Annotated in this window: 20 protein-coding genes; 2 read left to right on the forward strand and 18 right to left on the reverse strand. The window is 73.2% G+C overall.

The genetic code is table 11. The annotated features are described in order from the left end of the window. Nucleotides 1-2 precede the first annotated feature (2 nt). The 11 genes from GT358_RS15010 to GT358_RS15060 all read right to left on the reverse strand — a co-directional run bounded on the left by GT358_RS15010 (nt 3) and on the right by GT358_RS15060 (nt 10913). Nucleotides 3-218: a formate dehydrogenase subunit delta gene (locus GT358_RS15010; RefSeq protein WP_166583455.1), complete on the reverse strand. Its 216-nt coding sequence runs from the start codon at nt 216-218 to the stop codon at nt 3-5. Next, the gene (fdhD, locus tag GT358_RS15015; RefSeq protein WP_166583456.1) at nt 218-1063 is read right to left on the reverse strand and encodes a formate dehydrogenase accessory sulfurtransferase FdhD; all 846 of its coding nucleotides are present in this window, start codon (nt 1061-1063) and stop codon (nt 218-220) included. The genes GT358_RS15010 and fdhD overlap by 1 nt, the downstream gene beginning before the upstream one ends. 8 nt (nt 1064-1071) lie before the next feature. Then, the gene (fdhF, locus tag GT358_RS15020; RefSeq protein WP_166583457.1) at nt 1072-3987 is read right to left on the reverse strand and encodes a formate dehydrogenase subunit alpha; all 2916 of its coding nucleotides are present in this window, start codon (nt 3985-3987) and stop codon (nt 1072-1074) included. A 172-nt stretch (nt 3988-4159) separates the two neighbouring features. Next, nucleotides 4160-5047 carry a GIY-YIG nuclease family protein gene (locus tag GT358_RS15025; protein ID WP_166583458.1) on the reverse strand — a complete coding sequence of 296 codons (888 nt, stop codon included), beginning with the start codon at nt 5045-5047 and terminating at the stop codon, nt 4160-4162. Next, a complete protein-coding gene (locus GT358_RS15030) occupies nt 5044-6570 on the reverse strand; it encodes an NADH-quinone oxidoreductase subunit NuoF (protein WP_166583472.1) in 1527 nt (508 codons plus the stop codon). The genes GT358_RS15025 and GT358_RS15030 overlap by 4 nt, the downstream gene beginning before the upstream one ends. Then, nucleotides 6567-7025, reverse strand: a complete 459-nt coding sequence (locus tag GT358_RS15035) for a formate dehydrogenase subunit gamma (protein ID WP_166583459.1) — start codon at nt 7023-7025, stop codon at nt 6567-6569. The genes GT358_RS15030 and GT358_RS15035 overlap by 4 nt, the downstream gene beginning before the upstream one ends. Before the next feature lie 84 nt (nt 7026-7109). After that, the gene (locus tag GT358_RS15040) at nt 7110-7991 is read right to left on the reverse strand and encodes a LysR family transcriptional regulator (protein ID WP_166583460.1); all 882 of its coding nucleotides are present in this window, start codon (nt 7989-7991) and stop codon (nt 7110-7112) included. Nucleotides 7992-8001: 10 nt separating this feature from the next. Further along, nucleotides 8002-8796 carry an exodeoxyribonuclease III gene (locus tag GT358_RS15045; RefSeq protein WP_166583461.1) on the reverse strand — a complete coding sequence of 265 codons (795 nt, stop codon included), beginning with the start codon at nt 8794-8796 and terminating at the stop codon, nt 8002-8004. Between the two features lie 64 nt (nt 8797-8860). After that, on the reverse strand, nt 8861-9166 hold the full coding sequence (locus GT358_RS15050) for a thiosulfate oxidation carrier complex protein SoxZ (protein WP_166583462.1): 306 nt from the start codon (nt 9164-9166) through the stop codon (nt 8861-8863). Nucleotides 9167-9178: 12 nt separating this feature from the next. Continuing rightward, nucleotides 9179-9631: a thiosulfate oxidation carrier protein SoxY gene (locus tag GT358_RS15055; protein WP_166583463.1), complete on the reverse strand. Its 453-nt coding sequence runs from the start codon at nt 9629-9631 to the stop codon at nt 9179-9181. A 4-nt stretch (nt 9632-9635) separates the two neighbouring features. Next, a complete protein-coding gene (locus tag GT358_RS15060) occupies nt 9636-10913 on the reverse strand; it encodes a YeeE/YedE family protein (RefSeq protein ID WP_166583473.1) in 1278 nt (425 codons plus the stop codon). A 133-nt stretch (nt 10914-11046) separates the two neighbouring features. Between GT358_RS15060 and GT358_RS15065 the strand changes: the two genes are divergently transcribed. Next, the gene (locus GT358_RS15065; protein WP_166583464.1) at nt 11047-12069 is read left to right on the forward strand and encodes an aspartate-semialdehyde dehydrogenase; all 1023 of its coding nucleotides are present in this window, start codon (nt 11047-11049) and stop codon (nt 12067-12069) included. A gap of 6 nt (nt 12070-12075) precedes the next feature. On the opposite strand, the gene GT358_RS15070 is transcribed toward GT358_RS15065, so the two are convergent. The 6 genes from GT358_RS15070 to GT358_RS15095 all read right to left on the reverse strand — a co-directional run bounded on the left by GT358_RS15070 (nt 12076) and on the right by GT358_RS15095 (nt 18498). Further along, nucleotides 12076-12543 carry a DUF188 domain-containing protein gene (locus GT358_RS15070; RefSeq protein WP_371416310.1) on the reverse strand — a complete coding sequence of 156 codons (468 nt, stop codon included), beginning with the start codon at nt 12541-12543 and terminating at the stop codon, nt 12076-12078. 20 nt (nt 12544-12563) lie between these two features. Further along, nucleotides 12564-13025, reverse strand: a complete 462-nt coding sequence (locus GT358_RS15075; protein ID WP_166583465.1) for a response regulator — start codon at nt 13023-13025, stop codon at nt 12564-12566. Continuing rightward, nucleotides 13022-14221 carry a PAS domain-containing protein gene (locus GT358_RS15080; RefSeq protein ID WP_166583466.1) on the reverse strand — a complete coding sequence of 400 codons (1200 nt, stop codon included), beginning with the start codon at nt 14219-14221 and terminating at the stop codon, nt 13022-13024. Before GT358_RS15080 ends, GT358_RS15075 begins: the two co-directional genes overlap by 4 nt. Nucleotides 14222-14346: 125 nt before the next feature. Further along, entirely contained in the window at nt 14347-15159 is an 813-nt protein-coding gene (locus GT358_RS15085) for a hypothetical protein (protein WP_166583467.1), read from the reverse strand. 268 nt (nt 15160-15427) lie between these two features. Continuing rightward, nucleotides 15428-17566 carry a bifunctional diguanylate cyclase/phosphodiesterase gene (locus GT358_RS15090; RefSeq protein WP_166583468.1) on the reverse strand — a complete coding sequence of 713 codons (2139 nt, stop codon included), beginning with the start codon at nt 17564-17566 and terminating at the stop codon, nt 15428-15430. A gap of 137 nt (nt 17567-17703) precedes the next feature. Continuing rightward, nucleotides 17704-18498 carry an NYN domain-containing protein gene (locus GT358_RS15095; protein ID WP_166583469.1) on the reverse strand — a complete coding sequence of 265 codons (795 nt, stop codon included), beginning with the start codon at nt 18496-18498 and terminating at the stop codon, nt 17704-17706. Nucleotides 18499-18611: 113 nt separating this feature from the next. On the opposite strand from GT358_RS15095, the gene GT358_RS15100 reads away from it, so the two are divergent. Continuing rightward, nucleotides 18612-20027 carry a hypothetical protein gene (locus GT358_RS15100; protein ID WP_166583470.1) on the forward strand — a complete coding sequence of 472 codons (1416 nt, stop codon included), beginning with the start codon at nt 18612-18614 and terminating at the stop codon, nt 20025-20027. Here GT358_RS15100 and GT358_RS15105 read toward each other — a convergent pair. Then, nucleotides 20024-21055 carry a serine hydrolase gene (locus GT358_RS15105; RefSeq protein WP_166583471.1) on the reverse strand — a complete coding sequence of 344 codons (1032 nt, stop codon included), beginning with the start codon at nt 21053-21055 and terminating at the stop codon, nt 20024-20026. The genes GT358_RS15100 and GT358_RS15105 overlap by 4 nt on opposite strands. Nucleotides 21056-21099: the final 44 nt, after the last annotated feature.

Consider the following 21099-nt stretch of genomic DNA (forward strand, 5'->3'; position numbering starts at 1 on the left):
GCTCAGGCAGGGTGGCGCAGGCGCTCGGCGGCTTCGCGCGCAAGCGGCGACAGACCCTCGCCGCCGGCGTCCAGATGGGCGAACAGCGCCTCGCGCATGCGGGGGTCCCAGAAGGCGCGCAGATGGGCGGCCGTCTCCTCGGCGCCGCGGCCGCCGGGCTGACTGGCGAAGAAGGTGGCGATCTGGTTCGCCATCCTGACAAGCCGGCCGGTGTCCATCAGCGGCCCCCCCTGGCCCTGGGCCGCCGCAAGAGGATGCGGCGGGGATGGGTGAAGACATGGACCTCGCCGCGCGACAGCGAGGCCAGCGTGAGGTTCGCCGCCTCGGCCAGACGGACGGCATGGGCCGTGGGGGCCGAGACGGCGATCAGGATGGGTGTGCCGGCCATCACGGCCTTCTGCACCATCTCGACCGACAGGCGCGAGGTCACGGCGATCGCCCCCATTGCCGGGTCGATCCGCCCCCGCCGCATCGCCCCCACCAGCTTGTCGAGGGCGTTGTGCCGGCCCACGTCCTCGCGCGCCAGCAGGACGCCGTCGCCCGGCCGCCAGAAGCCCGCAGCATGGACCGCGCGCGTCTCGTCGTGAAGGGGCTGCCAGTCGCGCAGCTCTCCGAGGGCGAAGCGGACCTCGGCCACGGTGAGGGCCACATGCGCCTCGGGCAGCGGGGGCAGGGGGCGCAGCGCCTGCTGGAGCGAGTCGATCCCGCACAGGCCGCACCCCACCGGTCCGACGGAGGCGCGGCGGCGGGCGCGCAGCGCCGCCTCGGCCTCGGGGGGCAGCCACATCCGCGCCTCGATGGCGGGGCCGGTGGGGGCGTCGTGGGCGACCACCTCGACCGGGGGCAGGAGGTCGGGCGGCGCGATCCCCTCGGTCAGGGTGAAGCCCCAGGCGAAGTCCTCGATGTCCGCAGGCGTCGCCATCATCACCGCCTGCGTGCCGCCGTTGTAGACCAGCGCCACGGGCGTCTCCTCGGGGAGGGCGCGGCGCACCTCGCCCCGGCCCTCGGCCTTTTCGGGGGCGGCCGCGCGGATCAGGGCCGTGGGCGCGGCGGCCGGGATCATCGCCCCGATCATTCCGCCGCGGGCAGGATGCGGCGCGCGGCCTCGGCTTGGGCGGCATAGTCGCGCTGCCAGTCCGAGGGGCCGTTGGAGAGCGACACCTGCACCGCCGTCACCTTGTATTCGGGGCAGTTGGTCGCCCAGTCGCTGAAGTCGGTTGTCACCACGTTGGCCTGCGTCACCGGATGATGGAAGGTGGTGTATACCACGCCCGGCGCCACACGGTCGGTCAAGGTTGCGCGAAGCGACGTCTCGCCCGAGCGCGAGGCGAGGCGCACCCAGTCGCCCTCCTTGATGCCGCGCACCTCCGCGTCGTGGGGATGGATCTCGAGCACGTCCTCCATGTGCCAGACCGTGTTGGCGGTCCGCCGAGTCTGGGCGCCCACGTTGTACTGCGACAGGATCCGCCCCGTGGTGAGCAGGAGCGGAAAGCGCGGGCCCGTGCGTTCGTCGGTGGGGACGTATTCGGTGACGATCAGCCGCCCCTTGCCCCGCACGAAGCCCTCGACATGCATGATCGGGGTTCCCTCGGGGGCGGCCTCGTTGCAGGGCCACTGGACGGAGCCAAGCTCCTCCAGACGCTCGTAGGAGACGCCGGCGAAGCTCGGCGTGGTGGCGGCGATCTCGTCCATGATCTGGGAGGGATGGGTATAGGTCCAGCCCGCCCCCATCGCGTTGGCCAGCCGCATCGTCACCTCCCAGTCCGCGAGGCCGCTCAGGGGCTGCATCACCTTGCGCACGCGGTTGATGCGGCGCTCGGCATTGGTGAAGGTGCCGTCCTTCTCGAGGAAGGTGCAGCCGGGCAGGAAGACATGGGCGTAGTTCGCCGTCTCGTTCAGGAACAGGTCCTGGACGATCACGCAATCCATCGCGGCGAGACCCGCGGCGACATGGCGCGTGTCGGGGTCGGACTGGAGGATGTCCTCGCCCTGGATGTAGATCCCCTTGAAGGTGCCGGCGATGGCGGCATCGAGCATGTTGGGGATGCGCAGGCCGGGCTCGGGGTCGATGGGCGTGCCCCAGACGCTCTCGAAGATCGCGCGCGCGGCCGGGTCCGAGACGTGGCGGTAGCCCGGCAGCTCGTGCGGGAAACTCCCCATGTCGCAGGACCCTTGCACGTTGTTCTGGCCACGCAGCGGGTTCACCCCCACGCCGGGCCGGCCGATATTGCCCGTGAGCATGGCGAGGTTGGCGATGCCCATGACGGTGGTCGAGCCCTGGGAATGCTCGGTCACGCCGAGGCCGTAATAGATCGCGCCGTTGCCGCCCGTGGCATAGAGGCGCGCGGCGGCGCGCAGTTCGGAGGCGGGGACGCCGGTCAGCGCCTCGGTCGCCTCGGGCGAGTGGCGGGGGTCGGAGACGAACTCGGCATAGGCGAGGTACTCGTCCCAGTCGCAGCGTTCGCGCAGGAAGGCTTCGTTGGCGAGGCCCTCGGTCACGATGACATGGGCCATGGCGGTGACGACCGCGACGTTGGTGCCGGGGCGCAGCGCGAGGTGGTGGGCCGCCTCGACATGCGGGGTGCGCACGAGGTCGATGCGCCGCGGGTCGATGACGATGAGCCTGGCCCCCTGCCGCAGCCGCCGCTTGAGCCGCGAGGCGAAGACGGGGTGGCCGTCGGTGGGGTTGGCGCCCATGACGATCACCACGTCCGCCTGCTCGACCGAGTCGAAGTCCTGCGTGCCGGCGGAGGTGCCGAAGGTCTGCTTCAGCCCGTAGCCCGTGGGCGAGTGGCAGACGCGCGCGCAGGTGTCGGTGTTGTTGTTGCCGAAGACCGAGCGGATCATCTTCTGGACGAGGTAGGTCTCCTCGTTGGTGCAGCGCGAGGAGGTGATGCCGCCGATCGAGCGCGGCCCGTGCTCGGCTTGGATCGCACGCAGGCGCGCGGCGGCAAAGCCGATGGCCTCGTCCCACGAGACCTGGCGCCAAGGCTGGTCGATCGCCTCGCGGATCATGGGGGAGAGGATGCGGTCGGGATGGGTGGCATAGCCCCAGGCGAAGCGGCCCTTGACGCAGGAATGGCCGCGATTGGCCTTGCCGTGCTTCCACGGCGTCATGCGCACGACCTGGTCGCCCCGCAGCTCGGCCTCGAAGGAGCAGCCGACGCCGCAATAGGCGCAGGTGGTGACCACCTTGCGCTCGGGCGTGCCGATTGCGATGACCGACTTCTCGGTCAGGGTGGCGGTGGGGCAGGCCTGGACGCAGGCGCCGCAGGAGACGCAGTCCGAATGGAGGAAGTCGTCAGCGGCAGTGCCGGCCGAGACGCGGCTGGCGAAGCCGCGCCCCTCGATCGTGAGCGCGAAGGTGCCCTGCACCTCCTCGCAGGCGCGCACACAGCGCGAGCAGACGATGCACTTGGAGGGGTCGTAGGCGAAGTAGGGGTTCGAATCGTCCACCGGGCGCCAGTCGGGGTTGGGGGCGCCCGCATGGGCGCGCAGGAAGTGGTTGGCGAGCGGCGCCTCGGGCGGGGCCTCGTAGCGGACGTCGCGCAGGCCGACGGCGCCGGCCATGTCCTGCAGCTCGCAATCGCCGTTGGCGGCGCAGGTGAGGCAGTCGAGCGGGTGGTCGGAGATGTAGAGCTCCATCACGCCGCGGCGCAGACGGCGCAACGTGTCGGTCTGGGTGCGCACCACCATCCCCTCGGCCACGGGGGTGGTGCAGGAGGCGGGCGTGCCGCGCCGCCCCTCGATCTCGACGAGGCAGAGGCGGCAGGAGCCCCAGGCCTCGAGCGATTCGGTGGCGCAGAGCTTGGGGATGCCGATGCCGGCCAGCGCGGCGGCGCGCAGGACGGAGGTGCCCTCGGGCACGGTGACGGGAAAGCCGTCGATCGTCAGCGTGACGGGGGCCCCCGCGCGGGCGGGGGTGCCGTGGTCGCGGTCCGAGAAGGCGGGGGCGCCGGTCTGACCGGGGATGACGAAGTCCTTCATGGGGAGACCTCGGGGCAGGGGGGGATCGGTGCGTCGGGGGCAGGATGGCGCGAAAAGGTTAACGGAGCGTTACGGCACCGCGCGTTGCGCGGCGGCGGCCAGAGGGCCGCGGCGGCAGGCAAGCGTCTGTTTTTGCTGGGGTGGGGCGTCAAGGATTCGTTAACCATCGGGATCACTCCGCCGCCTCCTTCATGAGCCGGGCGCGTTCCCATTCGCCGTAGGTTTGGGAGGAGCCTTTCATGCGCCACTCGATCTGCCCATTGGCGGAACGACCTTGAAGGACAGCTGCCGCGGCGGAGGGGCTGGTGAAGGCGTAGTCTGTTGTGAACCGCGTTCTGTCGCCCTCGACCGCGAGGACGCCTGCGGCGACAAGTTTCATGTACAGGGCCTCGTAGCCGGGCGCCCCCTGTCCCGTCCATGCATGGCCCGCCGAGCCTGCACGCACCACAAGGCTGCCGTCGGTCCAGACGGCCTCGCCGCTCACGCCGCGCTTGGGATTGGTCAGGATGAACACGGCGTCCGCCGGCCGGTCGGAGCCTTCGGCCATCGCAACGGCAGCGGGGGTCGCTGGGCGCGTGAAGAGGTCGATCCGCAGGACCGGCAACACCATCAGGAGGGTGTCGAGAAACGCCTCCATGTTGGCCACGGCCGCCTCGGTCAGGCTGCCCTTCGCGCCGCTGTTGCCGTTGTCGAGTCTGGACCCGGCTGCCTTGGCCTCCTCGACCAGCCGGGCCTCCAGATAGCGGATATGGGCCTTGTTGAGCGAGTGGCTGGCGGTGGTGACGATGACCGCCTGCGTCCACCACTCCCTGGCCTGCTCGTGCATCCGGAAGCGGGTCGGGATGTCTTCGCTCTCGCCGACATAGCCTGTCGGCAATCCGTCCCGTTCCCCCAGAAGGATGTAGACGCCCGTCCTCCGGGCTTCGGGTCGGCCTAGGGCTTCCGCCAGCCGGGTGCGGGGAAAGGCCAGGACATGCCCGGTCCAGTTGAACACCTCGGCGACGACCATTCCTTCAGGGCGGCCGTCGACCAGATAAAGTTCCAGCGAACGCCCCTTCATTCCGCCGCCACCCTCGCGCGGTCGAACTCCTCGGGCCAGTGGGTCACGGCCGACATCACCGGGAAGGGGGTGAAGCCGCCCAGCGCGCAGAGCGAGCCGAGCTTCATCGTCTCGCACAGGTCGCGCAGCAGCGGCAGGGCGTCGGGGTCGCCGGCGCGGAGGCGGTCGATGGTCTCCACCCCGCGGACGGCGCCGAGGCGGCAGGGCGTGCACTTGCCGCAGGATTCCACCGCGCAGAACTCCATCGCGAAACGGGCCTGTTCGAGCATGTCGGCGGTGTCGTCGAACACGACCACGCCTGCATGGCCGATCAGCCCCCCCGCGCCGTCGAACTCCTCGTAGCCGAAGGGGGTGTCGAAGAGCGAGGGGGGGAAGTAGGCGCCCAGGGGGCCGCCCACCTGCACCGCCTTGACGGGCCGGCCCGAGGCGGTGCCGCCGGCGATGTCCTCGACGATCTCGCGCAAGCTGAGGCCGAAGGCCGTCTCGAAGAGGCCGCCGTGGCGGACATTGCCCGCGATCTGGAGCGGGATCGTGCCCCGCGACCGGCCCAGCCCGAAGTCGCGGTAGGCGGCGGCGCCGTGGGTCATGATCCACGGCACGGTGGCGAGGCTGATGACGTTGTTGACCACGGTCGGCCGGCCGAACAGGCCCTGGAGCGCCGGGAGCGGGGGCTTGGCGCGCACGGTGCCGCGCTTGCCCTCGAGCGAGTTCAGCAGGCTCGTCTCCTCGCCGCACACATAGGCGCCGGCGCCCACGCGCACCTCCAGGTCGAAGGCGGGTCCCTGCCCGAGGAGCGAGGGCCCGAGAAGGCCGCGGTGGCGGGCGATGCGGATCGCCTCCTCCATCGTGGCGATCGCGTCGGGATATTCCGAGCGGATGTAGATGTAGCCCCTGGTGGCGCCGACCGAGAGGCCGCAGATCGCCATCCCCTCGATCAGGCAGAAGGGGTCGCCCTCCATGAGCATGCGGTCGGCAAAGGTGCCCGAATCGCCCTCGTCCGCGTTGCAGACGACGTATTTGCGGGGGCCCGGCGCGGCGGCGACGGTGGCCCACTTGATGCCCGTGGGAAAGCCCGCGCCGCCGCGGCCGCGCAGGCCGGACTGCTTGATCTCCTCGATGCGGGCCTCGGGGGCGAGCAACAGCGCGCGGCGCAGCCCGGCCAAGCCCCCCTGCGCGGCATAGGCATCGAGGTCGAGCGGGTCGATCACGCCCACGCGGGCAAAGGTCAGCCGCGTCTGGCGGGCGAGGAACGGAATCGCCTCGGTCGGGCCCAGCGCCCTGGGATGGGAGGCGGGGTCGTCGAGCAGGGCGGGCATGTCCCCGGGCGAGAGGGGGCCGAAGGCGTGGCGGACCCCGTCGATCTCGATCTCGGCCAGGGGCTCGAGCCAGGCCATGCCGCGGCTGCCGTTGCGCACGAGCCTGAGCGGCAGGCCGCGCGCGGCGGCATGGGCGCGGGCGGCCTCGGCCACCCGGTCGGCACCGAGCGCGCGGGCGAGCGCGTCGCGGGGCACATAGAGGGTCAGCATCGCACCGTCTCCAGGATCGCGTCGGGGGTAGCGCGCGCGAGCGGCTGGCCGTCCACCAGAGCGGCGGGCCCGGCGGCGCAGAGGCCGAGGCAATAGACGGGCTCGAGCGTCACGGAGCCGTCGGCGGCCGTTTCGCCCATGCCGAGGCCGAGGCGGTCGCAGAGCGCGGCGGCGAGCGCACGGCCGCCCTGGGCCTGGCAGGCCTCGGCCGCGCAGAGCCTGACCACGTGGCGGCCGGCGGGGGCGTCGCGGAAGTCGTGGTAGAAGGAGACGACGCCGTGCACCTCGGCCCGGCCGAGGTTCAGCGCCCGGGCGATGGCGGGCACGGTCCAGTCGGGGATGTGGCCCCATTCGGCCTGAACGGCATGGAGGATGGGCAGGAGCGGCCCCTCGAGCCCCTCATGGGCGGCGAGGATCTCGGCCAGGCGGGCGGCGGCGGGATCGTCGAGCATCGAAAGCCTCCGGCGGTTCGGAGGCATGTCGCCCGGATTGACGGCCGAATCAAGATCGCGGCGCCGTCAGGTGATCGAGATATCCTATCGAGGCGCCTCGCGTGCCTCGGCCATCAGGGCGGCGACGAGGGGGGGCAGCGGCTCGCGCGCAGGGGCGACGAGGCCCACGCGATGGCGCGCGTCGGGGTCGCGCAGGGGGAGGGCGCGCAGGCGGGGATGGGACAGGAACGGCTCGGCCGCGCCGAGCGGCAGGACGGTGGCCCAGCCGCCGTCGAGCACGTGGCCCACGAGCGCGATGGTGGAGTTGGTCTCGATCCGGGGGGCGGCCTCGACGCCCGCGGCGGCGAGAAGGGCGCCGATGATGCGGCGGTTTTGCATCTCGGGCGTCAGGAGGGCGAGGGGGACCTCGCCCAGCGCGGCCCAGGGCAGGGCGGCGCGCCCCGCGAACGGGTGGTCGTCGCGCAGCACGAGCGCGTGGCGTTCCTCGTAGAGGGCCTGGGTGGTGCGGCGGCCCAGCGGCTCGGCGTCGAGATAGGTGATGCCGGCATCGAGCGTGAGCGCGTCAAGCCCGTCGAGGATCGCGGTGGAGGGGGCGGACAGGACCGTGACGCGCACCCGCGCATGCCGCGCGGCGAAGGCCGCCGTCAGGCGCGCGGCGGCAGCGAGCGCGGTCGGGATCACCCCGAGGCGCAGCGTGCCCGAGAGCCCCTCGCGCGCGGTGCGCATCTCCTCGCGCAGGGCGCGCGCGTCGGCGACCATGCGCCGGGCCCAGTGCAGCGCACGCTCGCCTTCGGGTGTGAGCCCCTCGAATCGCGAGCCGCGCCGGACGAGGGGGACGCCGAGCTGGTCCTCGAGCGAGCGGATGGCGGCCGAGAGGGTGGGTTGGGCCACGCCCGCCGCCTCGGCCGCGCGGCCGAAATGGCGCGCCTCGGCGAGGGCGAGGAACATCTCGAGCTTGTCGATCACGGGCGGCCGGTCACGAGGGGGCGATGTCGAAGCGGGCGAGGACGGGGACGTGGTCGGAGGGGCCCTCCCAGCCCCGGACGGGGCGCAGGATGCGGCTGTCGTGGGCCGCGCCCACGAGGTCGGGGCTGGCCCAGATGTGATCGAGCCGGCGGCCCTTGTCCGCGCGGTCCCAGTCGGGCGAACGATAGGACCACCAGGAATAGAGCTTGCCCGTGGGGTGGTCGCGGCGGGTGATGTCGGTCCATCCCCCCGCCTCGAGCGCGTCGGTCAGGGCCGCCGTCTCGACGGGGGTGTGGCTGACCACGCCGAGAAGCTGGCGGTGCGACCACACGTCGTCCTCGAGCGGGGCCACGTTGAGGTCGCCCACGAGGATCGCGCGACGGGGGCGCTCGGCGCGGAAATGGTCCCGCAGATGGGCGAGCAGGTCGAGCTTCTGGCCGAACTTGGGGTTGGCCTCGCGGTCGGGGATGTCGCCGCCCGCGGGCACGTAGAGGTTGTGGACGAGCGTGCCGTCGGGCAGTCGCGCGGCGACGTGGCGCGCCTGGCCCAGCCCGGCGAAATCCACCGCGCCGGCATCCTCGATCGGCACGCGCGACAGGATGGCCACGCCGTTGTAGCCCTTCTGCCCGCGCGCGACGGCATGGGGCCAGCCCAGCGCGGCAAAGGCCGCGAGCGGCATCCGCTCGACGGGGGCCTTGCATTCCTGCAGGCAGAGGATGTCGGGCGCCTCCTCGCGCAGCAGCCGGGCGACGAGCCCCTCGCGCAGGCGGACGGAGTTGATGTTCCAGGTGGCGACAGTCAGCATGCGGCCGGGCATAGGCGAGAGGCGCGCCGGGGGGAAGGGCGGTCGGCCCGGCCCGCCCGGCGCGTCAGCCGACCTGCACCGTCTCCTCGGCTTCGAAGCGGCGCCCGTCCTCGTGCGTCCAGACGAACCGGATCGTGCTCGTCCGTTCGAGCCGGAGGGGAAAGGACAGGGCGGGGTTGGCCGCGCTGCCGTTCTCGAAGGCGAAGTCGAACAGCGTGACGCCGTCGATGCTCGCCTCGAAGCGGGCGAGCATGTCCCGCGGGGCGGAGGCGGCGACGCCGGTGACCATGGGATGGTTGATGAGGGTGCGCACCTCGATGATCTCGCCCGGGGCGGCGCGGGACGGAAGGCGGATGCGGGGCGTGGACATGATCGGGTCTCCTCAGGTCGCGCAGCCGCCGACGGAGACGGCCACCCGGGCGGCCGCGGCGAGCACCCGCCCGTCGATCGTCTCGGCGAAGGCCAGGACCTCCTGATCCTCGGCGAGGCGGACGCGGAAGGTGAACTCGGCCCGGCCCATCCCGGGCGTCAGGCGGCCCCGGCCGAGTCCGGGGGTGGGGTTGCGCGTGGCGATCAGGTGGATGGCGGTCACGTGATCCTCGGGCGTCATGGGGCTGTCGGCGCGCACCGTCAGCGGCACCTGGGCGCCGTTCTCGGCCACGTCCGGCATCTCGAGCACGAGTCCGCCTTCGACGGGTTCGCGGCCCCGGAGGATGGCGGCGATCGCCTCCTCCGCGTCGGGGGCGGCCTCCACCGCCGCAAGGGGCCGCGGCAGGAGGGTCAGGGCCGCGACTCCGGTCAGGCCGGCGAGGACGGCTCGTCTGGGCAGGGTCATGGCGTCATCCTCCGGGTCGGGACTCGCTTCCGCCCGTGATCCGGGCGGATGGGTTAGAGATAGGGGCCCCAGCGCCCGTGTCACCCGCTTCGCCGTCCGGCCGGCCTGCGGACAGGCCGAAGAGCGGGCGCAGGCGCAGGCCCAGCCAGGTGCCCGGCAGGGCTGCGACGATCCACAGCCAGCCGTGCAGGCTCCCCGAGGCCACGCCGGAGAAGAAGGCGCTGATGTTGCAGCCGAAGGCCATCCGCGCCCCGTAGCCGAGCAGAAGCCCTCCCAGCACCGCCGCGGCGGCAGGGCCCGCGCCGATCCGCCAGCGCGGGGCGAAGCGCCCCGCGAGGGCCGCGGCGAGAAGGGCACCGAGGACGAGACCGACATTCATCAGATGCGTGGCGTCCTGCACGAGCGGGCGGTGCAGCAGGTCGATCCGGGTCGGGTCCTCCCAGTAGGGCCAGAAGACGGGATCGGCGAGGCCGAGCGCCTCGGCCGCGCGCGAGCCCCAGGTCGCGAAGGCCTGGGTGATGCCCCAGGGGCGGCCGGCCAGCACCAGCGTGGCGAAGTTGAGCAGGGCCAGCGCCAGCGCCCCCCAGGCGAGCGGCCAGGGCCCCGAGAGGAGGGCCGCACCGGGCCGCCGGACGATCGGCTCGACCGTACCGCAGAGGCGCCGCTCGCGCCGCGCCACGGCCCAGGCCACGGTGCCGAACACAGCCAGATGGAGCAGGAGCGCAGGCCACAGGCCGAGGCGGTCGGGCAGCGAGAAGGGGGGCAGCGCGGGCAGGTCGGCCCAGCGCGCGGCATCCCAGGCGCCGAGCGTCATGCCGATGACGAAGAAGAGGAGGGTGAGAACCGAGCGCGTGTCGCCCCCGCCCGAGGCGTAGAGCGTCCCCGAGGCGCAGCCCCCGCCGAGCTGCATGCCGATCCCGAACAGGAAGGCGCCGATCGCCACCTCCCAGCCGGCCGGAAAGACAAAGCCGCGCACGGGCTGGCCCCAGACGCTGCCCGCGGCCAGGGCGGGAAAGAAGACGGCGACCGCGACGGCCAGCATCAGCATCTGCGCGCGGACCCCGCCGCTGCGGCCCGTGACAAGCCAGCGGCGCCAGGCCCCCGCGAATCCGAAGGTGGCCTGATAGAGCGCGAAGCCGAGCGCGCCTCCGACCAGCCAGAGCGTCGCGAGGCGCAGGCCGGCCGCACCGGCGACGTGGATCGCCCCCGCGACCAGAGCCGCGGCGGCCGCAAGGGCGATCCAGGGCTGCCGGCCCTGACGGGTCATGGCGGCGGGCGGCATGTTCACGGCGGGCTCGATCCTTCGGGACGAACCCTTATGGCACGGGGCGGGCGGGGGCGCCAAGGCGGGACCCCTTTCGCCTGCCCGGACGCTGGGGTAAGCGGGCGGCCGGCTTGGAAAGGGAAGCGGGTCCATGGGCTACAGGGTCGCGGTGGTGGGCGCCACCGGCAATGTCGGGCGCGAGATGCTCAACATCCTCGCCGAGCGCGAGTTTCCGGCCGACGAGGTGGCGGCTCTGGCCAGTCGCCGGTCGCTGGGGACGGAGGTGAGCTGGGGCGATCGGACGCTGCGCTGCCAGGACCTCGAGGCGTTCGACTTCGCGGGCTGGGACATCGCGCTGTTCGCGATCGGATCGGAGGCGACCAAGGTCCACGCGCCCCGTGCCGCCGCCGCGGGCTGCGTGGTGATCGACAATTCCTCGCTCTACCGGATGGACCCGGACGTGCCGCTGGTGGTGCCGGAGGTCAATGCCGAGGCCGTGACGGGCTATGCGAAAAAGAACATCATCGCCAACCCCAACTGCTCGACGGCGCAGATGGTGGTGGCGCTCAAGCCGCTGCACGACCGCGCGCGCATCCGGCGGGTGGTCGTCGCCACCTACCAGTCGGTTTCCGGCACCGGCAAGGAGGCGATGGACGAGCTCTGGGACCAGACCAAGGGGATGTACGTCCCCGGCCAGGAGGTCGCGCCCAGGGTCTATCCTCGCCAGATCGCCTTCAACGTCATCCCCCATATCGACGTCTTCATGGAGGACGGCCAGACCCGCGAGGAATGGAAGATGGCGGCCGAGACCAAGAAGATCCTCGATCCCGCGATCAAGGTCACGGCCACCTGCGTGCGCGTGCCCGTCTTTGTCGGCCATTCCGAGGCGGTGAATGTCGAGTTCGAGGAATGGATCGACGAGGACGAGGCGCGCGACATCCTGCGCGAGGCGCCGGGCATCCTGGTGGTCGACAAGCGCGAGCCGGGGGGCTACGTGACACCGGTCGAATGCGTGGGCGACTATGCCACCTTCGTGAGCCGCATCCGCCAGGACCCGACGGTGGAGAACGGGCTCAACCTCTGGATCGTCTCGGACAACCTGCGCAAGGGCGCGGCGCTCAACGCCGTGCAGATCGCCGAGCTGCTGGGTCAGAAGGTGCTGCGCAAGGGCTGAGCCGGTTCAGCGGGGGCGCAGCATCCGCTCGGCCGCGTCGAGAAAGCGCGCCCGGTCCGTTCGCGAGAAGACCTGCCCCCTGCCTGCCCGGAACGGGTCGGCGGCGCGCAGGTCGGCCGCGAGGTCCCGCGCGGCGAGCCGCGGGCCGATGTTGCGCGCGCTCAGCACCTCGCCCGAGGGGGTGAGCGCCCCGGCCCCGCCGTCGAGCGCCCGCGCGGCCAGAGGCAGGTCGGCGGTCACGACCACGTCGCCCGGTGCCAGCCTGTCCGCGATGAGGCGGTCGGCCATGTCGGGTCCCTCCGGCGCCACGACGATCTCCGCCCCCGGATGGGCAGAGGGGCGGATGCCGCCGTTCGAGACCATGACGACGCGCCAGCCGTGCCGCAGGCCCACCCGCAGCGCCTCGGCCCGCACGGGGCAGGCGTCGGCATCCACCCACAGGGTGCGCCGCGGGGAGGCGGACGGGGTCGTCACGGGCGCGCCCGTCCCGCCGCTCAGGGGGGACGCAGGCGCATGCGCCCGTCCTCGGCCGGGCGCAGATGCGGGGCGAGCTGGAGGCTCCAGGGCGGGGGCGGCGTGGCGCCGCCATCGAGCGCTGCACCCACGAAGGCCAGCGCGCTGGCCAGACCGCTGGCGCTGTAGGGCTTGGCGATCACGCCGGCGGCACCGGCGAAATCCGCGGGGATGCGCTTGACGTTGGCGGTCATGAACAGGACCACGGTGCCCGCCTCGCCGATGGCGCGGCCTGCCTCCACGCCGGTCGGCCCGTCGAGCAGGTGTACGTCCACCAGCGCGAGGTCGGGACGCGCCTGGCGGGCGAGGCCGATCGCCTCGGCCGATGTGGCGGCGCGGCCCACGACCTCGTGCCCGGCTTCCTCGAGCTCCTCCTGGAGCGCGAAGGCGAGAAGGGCCTCGTCCTCGACCACCAGGACGCGGAGCGGGGCCGGACGGCTCATGGTCGGGTCTCCTCGAGGGGCCGGGCCAGGATCGCCGGGGGGAGGTCGAGCACCACGCGCGTGCCGGGTTCGGCCGTCTGCCAGAGGGGTTTCGTGCCGAGCTGGCTGGCGAGAAGCTCGACCGCGAGGCGGCCGAACGAGCCACGACCCAGTTCCTGGCCGGGGAGGCCCACGCCGTCATCCTCCACCACAAGGCGTGCGCCACCCCCGTCCGCCTCCCCGGTGCGCCGGACGGCCAGGCGGATCTCGCCCCCGTCGTGGCGGAAGGCGTGGCGCAGCGCGTTGGTCACGAGTTCGTTGACGATCAGCGCCAGAGGCGCGGCGTGCTGATGGCCGATCATCACCGGTTCGAGGTCGAAGCGCAGCACGATGTCGGCCCGCCCCGACCGCGCCACAAGGTCCTGGGCCAGATCGTGGGCGAACACGGCGATGTCGAGACGATCCACCCGCCGGTCCTGATAGAGACGGCGGTGGACCGTGCCGAGCGCCTCCACGCGCCCCAGCACGCCCAGAAGGGCCTCGGCCGCCTCGGGGGAAGCCGCGCGGCGGGCCTGCATCCCGATCAGGGCGGCGATGGTCTGGAGGTTGTTCTTCACCCGGTGGTCGAGTTCGTGCAGGAGCAGGGTCTTGCTGTCGGCCTCGGCCGCGAGGCGGTTCAGGCTTTCGCGCAGCTCGCGCGTGCGGGCGCCCACCTCGAGTTCGAGCGCCTCGGCCCGCTCGCGGGTGGACATCTCCTCGGCCTTGCGGTGGGTGACGTCCTGCTGGGAGGCGAAGTAGAAGTGGATCGCGCCGGTCTCGTCGCGGACGGGACTCAGGAACAGGCTGTTCCAGAAGGTGGTGCCGTCCTTGCGGTAGTTGAGGATGTCGCAGCGGAACTGGTCGCGCTCCTCCTCGATGGCGCGGCGGATGGCCGCCACGGCGGACCGGTCCGTGTCCGGTCCCTGGAGAAAGCGGCAGTTGCGGCCGATCACCTCGTCGCGGCTGTAGCCGGTCAGCTTGAGGAAGGCGTCGTTGGCGAACACGATCGGATTGTCGGGCTGGCGCGGGTCCGTGATGATGATGGGCATGCGCGTCCGGCGGATCGCGGCGGCGAATGGATCGCCCGCCGCGTGCTCCCGGTCGAGTTGCTCGCCCATCCGGAAGGCGGCGCGGCGGTTCTCCGCCGCGTCGGACGCTTCCGCGCTGTTGTCGTTCATCCCAGCACCCGACGCACCCGGTCCGTAGCCCTCCCGACGCAGATCCCTCTCCCGCGGCATTCCTGCGCGGGTACCGTCTGCGCTCCATCAAGCGCGCCGCGGCGGATCGTCAAGGGTGCGCGGTGTCAGGCCGCCTCGGGGAGCGGCAGGGGGCGGATCGGCACGGTCTCCGTGTCCTCCGCCGGGCCCAGTCGGCCCAGCACGGCAGGCCCGTAGGCGATCCAGGCCGGCGAGGCGGCACGGCGGGCCGGCGACAGACGCAGGATGGGTGGCCGCCGGCCGGTCTCGGCCACCGCGCTGCGCCAGGCGGGGCGCACCACCCGTTCGAAGAACGCCGCCGTCTGGTCGCAGGCCACGAAGTCCTCGAACAGCACGAGCCGATCCGACAGCATCTTGAAGAACTCGCGGTAATACCCGGCCGGGCCGGCAGCAGGCTGCGGCAGGAGGTCGGACAGGTCGCACAGGGCGGGGGTCTCCGGCCCCAGGACGGCGCGCAGCAGGCGATGGTGGAAGGGCACGAGTCCCTCGCCCCATCGGGTCGTCAGGTCCCCCAGCGCCCGCCCCTCCGCCGCGGCGGCGTCGCAGAGGCGGCGGCGGCGCAGGATCGGTCGGCCCGTCCGGTCGCGCCCCGCCATCACCGGCAGGACGATCAGCGCGCGCTTGGCCGGGTTGTGCGCGGTGAAGCGGTCGGCGCGGTGCTCGATGACGAGGGGGCTGTAGCCCAGACGGCGGGCCAGGCGGACGAAGCGGAGAAGTTCCCAGTTGGGCGTCGCGACCTGCCGGGCGAGCACCGCGACGGGCCCTGCGGCCACCAGCGGCCGGAGCGCCGGGGGAAGGGGGGCGCCCGGCGGGCAGGGCGGCAGGCAGGCGGGACCGGCCCGGCCCGGCGCTGCGGGAGCCAGATAGATCTCGCGGTCGAGGTCGAAGAGGGGCGGCATGAAGCGCAAGCCTTTCCTGCAGGCGACCGCCAGCGGGCCGCCCGAACCGGGCCGCCGCGCCCGCTCGGGGCCGCGATGGGGGAGTCGCCCCCTCCCGAGGGGGCGCGGTCAGGCTTGCATGCGAGTGGTTAAGGACAGGTTAACGCTTGTGGCAAAATCCGGGCGGCCTTGCGGCGGGGGCGTGACGCGCCGCCGAGACCCGACGGCGCCGGGCCGCGCGCAGGGGAGCAGGCGGGGCCGGGGACCGGACGGAAGGGATGGGGGCGCGTCAGGCGGCGGCGATGCCGCGACGGTCCAGCCAGTGGGCGGCGAGGTCCGAGATCGGCTGAGGCCGTCCGACAAGGAAGCCCTGCACCAGATCGCAGCCGAGATCGCGCACGAGGCGCAGGTCCTCGGCCGTCTCCACCCCCTCGCAGACGACGACGAGACCGAGTTCGCGGGCCATCTGGATGGTGGCGCGCAGGAGCGCCTGCCGGCGCGCGGCATGGCAGGCGCCGGAGACGAAGGAGCGGTCCACCTTGAGCGTGTCCACCGCAAGCTGGTCGAGAACGGCGATGGAGGAATAGCCCGTGCCGAAGTCGTCCAGCGCGACGGCAAAGCCCGCCTCGCGCAGAAGGCGGATGTGGCGCGCCGCGAGGGCCGGGTCCCGGATCAGGGCGGTTTCGGTCAGCTCGATCTCGACCCGGTCGGTGCCGACCCCGCGTTCGGTCAGCCGCGCGGCGAGGTCGGCGGCGAAGTTCGGTGCGACAAGCTGGAGGGCGGAGACGTTGATGCTGGCCCGCAGGCCCGGATGAGCGGCCAGATCCTCGCAGATCCGGGCGAGCAGCAGCGCGCCGAGATCGAGCACGAGCCCCGCCTTCTCGGCCACGGGGATGAAGCGGGCGGGCGCGACCGGCCCGTGCTCGGCCGAGGTCCAGCGCGCCAGCGCCTCGGCCCGGCGCAGAGTGCCGTCGGGCGTGGTGATGGGCTGCCAAGCGATGCCGATCTCTCCCGGACGGGCGGCGAGCGCGGCGCGCAGCGCCCGCTCGAGCAGGTGGGCATCGCGCGAGGCGCGTTCGAGGACGGCGCGGAAGGGAACGGCCGTATGCGCGCGCAGGCGCTTGCCCTCGTACATGGCGAGATCGGCCTGCCGGACGAGGTCGGGGCCCGACATCCCGTCGGCGTCCTGAACGGCATAGCCGATGGCCGCGCGCAGCGGCACCGGATGGCCCATCGCCTCGAAGGGGGCGTCGAAGGCCCGTTCCACGGCGGCGGCGAGCCCCTCCATCCGGCGCCGGGCGTCGGGTCCCTCGAGAAGGATCACGAACTCGTCCCCCGCGATCCGGGCGAGCAGGGCGCCCTGCGCCACGGCCGCAAGCCGGCGGGCCGTGGCGGCGATGATCGCGTCGCCTGCGGCATGGCCGAGGCTGTCGTTGATGCCCTTGAACCCGTCGAGGTCGAGAAAGAGGATCGCCCGCTCGCCGGCGCGGGCCGTCTGCGCGAGCGCCTCGCCGAAGGCCATGCGGTTGGGCAGTCCGGTCAGCGCGTCGGTGCGCGCGGCGTTGCGCGCCGTCCGCTCGGCCACAACGAGGCGGGTCGCGCCCCCGCGGACGAGCCGCATCGCCATGAGCGCGAGCGCGGCGGCCACCGCCGAGACCAGCAGGAGCCAGGGGCTCATCTGCCACAGGAGCGTCGTGCCCGGGCGGGGGCGGTCCCAGGCGATGAAACCCGCCGGCGTGCCGTCGAGGCCCGGCAGCTCCAGGAAGGGCCTCTCCGCCGGCGGCGTGCGGGACAGTCCTGCGCCGTCGAGAAGGATGGCATCGGCCATCCCGGCCACCACGGCCTCCGACAGGCGCACGCCCATGAGCAGCAGGCCCGCCCGACGCTCGGCCGGGGGCAGCGAGTCCCAGTGCTCCACGGCCTCCACATGGGCGGCGGCCATGGCGTGCAGGGCCCCGTCGTGCCAGGCGAAGAAATCCGTCACGTCGAACCGGCCCCTGGGTTCGGCATCGAGACGCGCCTCGGCGGCTGCCAGGAGGGAAGCGGGCAGCAGACCGGACGTGCCCGCGATGGGACCGCCGGTGCGCCAGCCGAGATCCCCGGCCTCCAGCCCGCCGGAGCCCCACAGCACGACGACCTGCACCGTCTGACCGATCACGGCGACGCTGCCCACATTGTCCACGAGCCAGTCGCGGTCGCCTTCGCGCAGCGCCCCATGGGCGGCATCCCACTTGGCATAGTCGAGCGCCAGCGTGCGCACGCGCTCGCGCAGGGCGTCGCGGGCGATGCGGACCTGGAGCGCCGATTGCGCCAGCGCCTGGGCGTCGAGCGCGCGGGTCATCCACAGGACGGACACGCCCGTGGTGGCGACAAACAGGGTCACGGTCGCAACGATGACCGTGGCGATCCTGTCCGGCAGCCTGTGCATCCCTGGCCCCTCCGCCCGCCCGCCGCCGGATCGGCAGCGCCGGCACGGGCTGAGGCGACACTACCGGCAGGTCGTTAAGATTCGCTTAACGGAAGGGGAGGCGCTCGACCGGAGGTTGCAGGCGTGGCCCGCGCGCCTCAGTCCAGGCGGCGCACGAGCAGCTGGTTGGCTGCGTCGCGCTTGGTCTCGAAGATCTTGAGGTCCTGCACGAGGTCCGACAGCTTCTTGCGGCCCCAGGTGCGCGTGTCGAAATCGGGATAGGCGCGCGTGATGTACTGGCCCAGGGGACCCAGCGCGAACCACTCCTCCTCCTCGCCGATCGCGTCCATGGCCCGCAGGATGATGTCGCGCGCCTCCGAGAGCGGCGCGATGGGTCGGGCGGCGGGCGGATCGCGCTCGGCCGTCCGGTCGGCCGCGCGCTCGGCCGTCCGGTCCGCGGGCCTGTCCGGGCTGCGCTCGGCCGACGGTCGCTCGGCGGGCTTGACGATCGTGCGGGCGCCGAGATTCTCGAGGAAGATGAACCGCTTGCAGACCTTGCGGAAGGCGTCGGGGGTCTTCTGCTGGCCGATGCCGTAGACATCGAGACCCTGTTCGCGGATGCGGCTCGCAAGGCGCGTGAAGTCCGAGTCCGACGACACCAGCACGAAGCCGTCGAATCGGCCCGTGTGCAGAAGGTCCATCGCATCGATCACGAGGCTGATGTCCGACGAGTTCTTGCCCACCGAATAGGCCGGCGAGTGGGAGGGGACGATCCCGTGCTCGGCCTGGACCTTGTTCCAGCCGGCCATCTGCTGGGAGGTGAAGTCGCCGTAGCAGCGCCGGACGCTCGCCTCTCCCAGCGCGGCGATCTCTTCGAAGATGGCGCCGGCATGGCGGGGCGAGGTGTTGTCCGCGTCGATCAGGACGGCGAGGAGCGGGCGGGGATCGGGCATGGGGCCTCCTCGGGCAACCGGCTCAGCTTGCCCCAGGCCGGCGGCGGACGAAAGGGGCGTTCGCCGCGACCGCGCGGCACGCTAGGCTCCGGATGCGGAAGGCGGAGAGGCGCGTGGAGGGATTTGCGACCTTGCAGGCGGGTCTGGGCCGCGCGCTGGCGGCGCCGGCGCGCGGCTGGCCCCATGTGGCGGTGATCCTGCCCTCGCTGAGCTTCGGCGAGGCGGTGATCGCCCATTACGGCCACCGCCTGCCGGCGCTGGAGCACCGGGCGCTGGCGGCCTTCTGGCGGCTCGCGCGCGAGCCCCTGGCGGAGGTGGTCTTTGTCTCCACCTGGGAGCCGTCGGAGGCGGTGATGGATCTTCTGGGCCGTCTCGTGCCGGACGGTCCGGGGCTGCGCGCCCGCTTCCATCCGGTCGCGGTGGGCGAGGGAGGAACGCGCCCGCTGGCCTGGAAGCTGCTCGAGCGGCCGGACCTGCTCGCCCGGATCCGGGGCCTGATCGGCGGCCGCCCGGCGCTGCTGGAGCCCTGGACCGTGACGGAGGCCGAGGCGCGGCTGGCGCTGGCGCTCGGTGTGCCGGTGGATGGCGCGGCGCCCGACCTGTGGCCGCTGGGCTTCAAGGGCGCGGGGCGGCGGCTGCTGCGGGAGGCGGGCGTGCCCGTCCTGCCGGGGGCGGAGGGGATCGCCGATCCGGAGGGGGCGCTGGAAGCCTGCAGGGATCTCGCGGCGCGGGGCGTCCGGGCGGCGGTCGTCAAGCTCGATGACGGCGCGGCGGGCGAGGGCAACCGCATCGTGGACCTGTGCGACCCGGAGGGTCTCGAGCCGCGCCTTCTCTCCTTCGGAGCGGATTTCTGGGACGAGATGAGGACGGGCGGGGTCGTGGAGGCGCGGCTGGAGGGGGAGGATTTCGCCTCGCCCTCGGTGCAGATCGACCTGCGCCCCGGTGGCCGGGTCGATGTCGCGGCGACGCACGAGCAGGTGCTGGGCGGGGAGGAGGGGCAGGTCTATCTGGGCTGCCGCTTTCCGGCCGAGCCCGCCCATGCGCCCGCGCTGGGGCGGATGGGGCTCGCGGTGGGGGAGGTCCTGGCGCGGCGGGGAGCTCTGGGGCGGGCGGCGGTGGATTTCGTCTCCGTCCGGCGGGCGGACGGGGGCCGCGCGCTCTATGGCATCGAGATCAACCTGCGCCGCGGGGGCACCACCCACACGCTCGAGACGCTGCGCGGCCTCGCGCCCGGCGCCTACGACGCCGAGGCGGGGATCTGGCGGGCGCGTGCGGGCGGCACGCGCGTCTATGCGGCATCGGACAACCTGGAGAATCCCGGTTGGGTGGGTCTGGGCGAGAGCGAGGCCGTGCGGCGGCTGGGCGCGGCCGGGCTGCTGTTCGACGGCTGCGAAGGGGTGGCGCCGCTCGCGCTGGCCGGGCTCGGGATCGACGGGCGGCTGTCGGCGGTCGCCATCGCGACCCGGCGCGAGCGGGCCGAGGCGCTGCTGGCGGCGGTGCCGCGCGCCCTGGGAGCGGCGTCCGGCTAGAGCGCGGCCACCGCGCGGAGGATCGCGCGCTCGGGCGGCGACAATCCGTCCTCCTCCGTCTCGGGGCAGCCGTTGAGGACATAGGCGAAGGCGAGGCCGGTCCCGTCCGTCCAGGCGCCCGCCCGGATGCCGTAGGCATCGGCCCAGTGGCCTGTCAGCGGACGCGGGTGATCCTCCGGCGCCTCGAGCCGCAGGAGGCCGGGCGCGGCGGCGACGACCGGCGGCTCGGCCCGCGCGGGGCGGGTCCAGCCGGACGGGGTTGCGGCGGCGAGGGTCTGCGCCAGCCGCAGCGCGCCGCGCAGCGACAGGCGCAGCCCGCCCTGGGGCCCCAGCGGGGAGGGATTGACCCCCGGCGGGGCAGGGGCGAGGGGCGTGCCGTCCGCCAGAGCGAGGCCGCAGGGCGGAACCGCCCCGTCGGCGGCCGCGACGAAGCCGTCCGCGGCCGGCCGCAGGGCCGGCATCCGGTCGCGCCGGCGCGCGGCGGAGAGGCCCGACCAGGCAAAGCCCCCCTCCACCCCCAGGGGGTCGAGAACGCGCTCGCGCGCGAGGCGGTCGAGGGAGAGCCCCGAGAGCCGCTCGGCCGCCGCCGCCAGCAGGAGCGAGCCGAAATTGGCATAGGCGAGGCGGGTACCGGGCATGTCGGGGTGCCAGATCCGGTCCCCGGCGCGATCGAGCCAGTCCGCCAGCCGGTCGCCGGGCGCGAGCGCATAGCCCGCCGCGTCCGTCAGCGAGGCGGTATGGCTGGCGATCTGGCCGAGGGTCGGACAGATGCCCGACGGGTGGCGGAGCGGCCGGTCCAGGACCTCCGCGGCGGGGCGCTCCCAGATCGCGGGGCCGCCGATGGCCTGCAGCGATGCGGCCGTGACCATCTTGGACAGCGACGCCGCCCGCCAGAGCGTGTCGGACCCGAAGGCAAGTCCCGGGCGCGCCGCGCAGGCGAAGCGCGCCGGACCGTCCCCGCGGGACCAGGCCAGTCCGGCCGCCGCGAGCGGTGGCACCAGCGCGGCCGGAAGGGTGTCGGGCGTCACGGGCGGGTGCCGTCCGTTTGTTTTTCAGAACACGACGACGCTTC

The sequence above is a fragment of the Rubellimicrobium sp. CFH 75288 genome (genome assembly GCF_009904055.1).
In the GTDB taxonomy this organism is placed as follows: domain Bacteria; phylum Pseudomonadota; class Alphaproteobacteria; order Rhodobacterales; family Rhodobacteraceae; genus Rubellimicrobium.

Bases quoted from the DNA above. Each gene is read 5' to 3' on its own strand.
- GT358_RS15010 (WP_166583455.1), bottom strand. From the start codon at position 218: ATGGACACCGGCCGGCTTGTCAGGATGGCGAACCAGATCGCCACCTTC.
- fdhD (WP_166583456.1), bottom strand. From the start codon at position 1,063: ATGATCCCGGCCGCCGCGCCCACGGCCCTGATCCGCGCGGCCGCCCCC.
- fdhF (WP_166583457.1), bottom strand. From the start codon at position 3,987: ATGAAGGACTTCGTCATCCCCGGTCAGACCGGCGCCCCCGCCTTCTCG.
- GT358_RS15025 (WP_166583458.1), bottom strand. From the start codon at position 5,047: ATGAAGGGGCGTTCGCTGGAACTTTATCTGGTCGACGGCCGCCCTGAA.
- GT358_RS15035 (WP_166583459.1), bottom strand. From the start codon at position 7,025: ATGCTCGACGATCCCGCCGCCGCCCGCCTGGCCGAGATCCTCGCCGCC.
- GT358_RS15045 (WP_166583461.1), bottom strand. From the start codon at position 8,796: ATGCTGACTGTCGCCACCTGGAACATCAACTCCGTCCGCCTGCGCGAG.
- GT358_RS15050 (WP_166583462.1), bottom strand. From the start codon at position 9,166: ATGTCCACGCCCCGCATCCGCCTTCCGTCCCGCGCCGCCCCGGGCGAG.
- GT358_RS15055 (WP_166583463.1), bottom strand. From the start codon at position 9,631: ATGACCCTGCCCAGACGAGCCGTCCTCGCCGGCCTGACCGGAGTCGCG.
- GT358_RS15060 (WP_166583473.1), bottom strand. From the start codon at position 10,913: ATGCCGCCCGCCGCCATGACCCGTCAGGGCCGGCAGCCCTGGATCGCC.
- GT358_RS15065 (WP_166583464.1), top strand. From the start codon at position 11,047: ATGGGCTACAGGGTCGCGGTGGTGGGCGCCACCGGCAATGTCGGGCGC.
- GT358_RS15075 (WP_166583465.1), bottom strand. From the start codon at position 13,025: ATGAGCCGTCCGGCCCCGCTCCGCGTCCTGGTGGTCGAGGACGAGGCC.
- GT358_RS15080 (WP_166583466.1), bottom strand. From the start codon at position 14,221: ATGAACGACAACAGCGCGGAAGCGTCCGACGCGGCGGAGAACCGCCGC.
- GT358_RS15085 (WP_166583467.1), bottom strand. From the start codon at position 15,159: ATGCCGCCCCTCTTCGACCTCGACCGCGAGATCTATCTGGCTCCCGCA.
- GT358_RS15090 (WP_166583468.1), bottom strand. From the start codon at position 17,566: ATGCACAGGCTGCCGGACAGGATCGCCACGGTCATCGTTGCGACCGTG.
- GT358_RS15095 (WP_166583469.1), bottom strand. From the start codon at position 18,498: ATGCCCGATCCCCGCCCGCTCCTCGCCGTCCTGATCGACGCGGACAAC.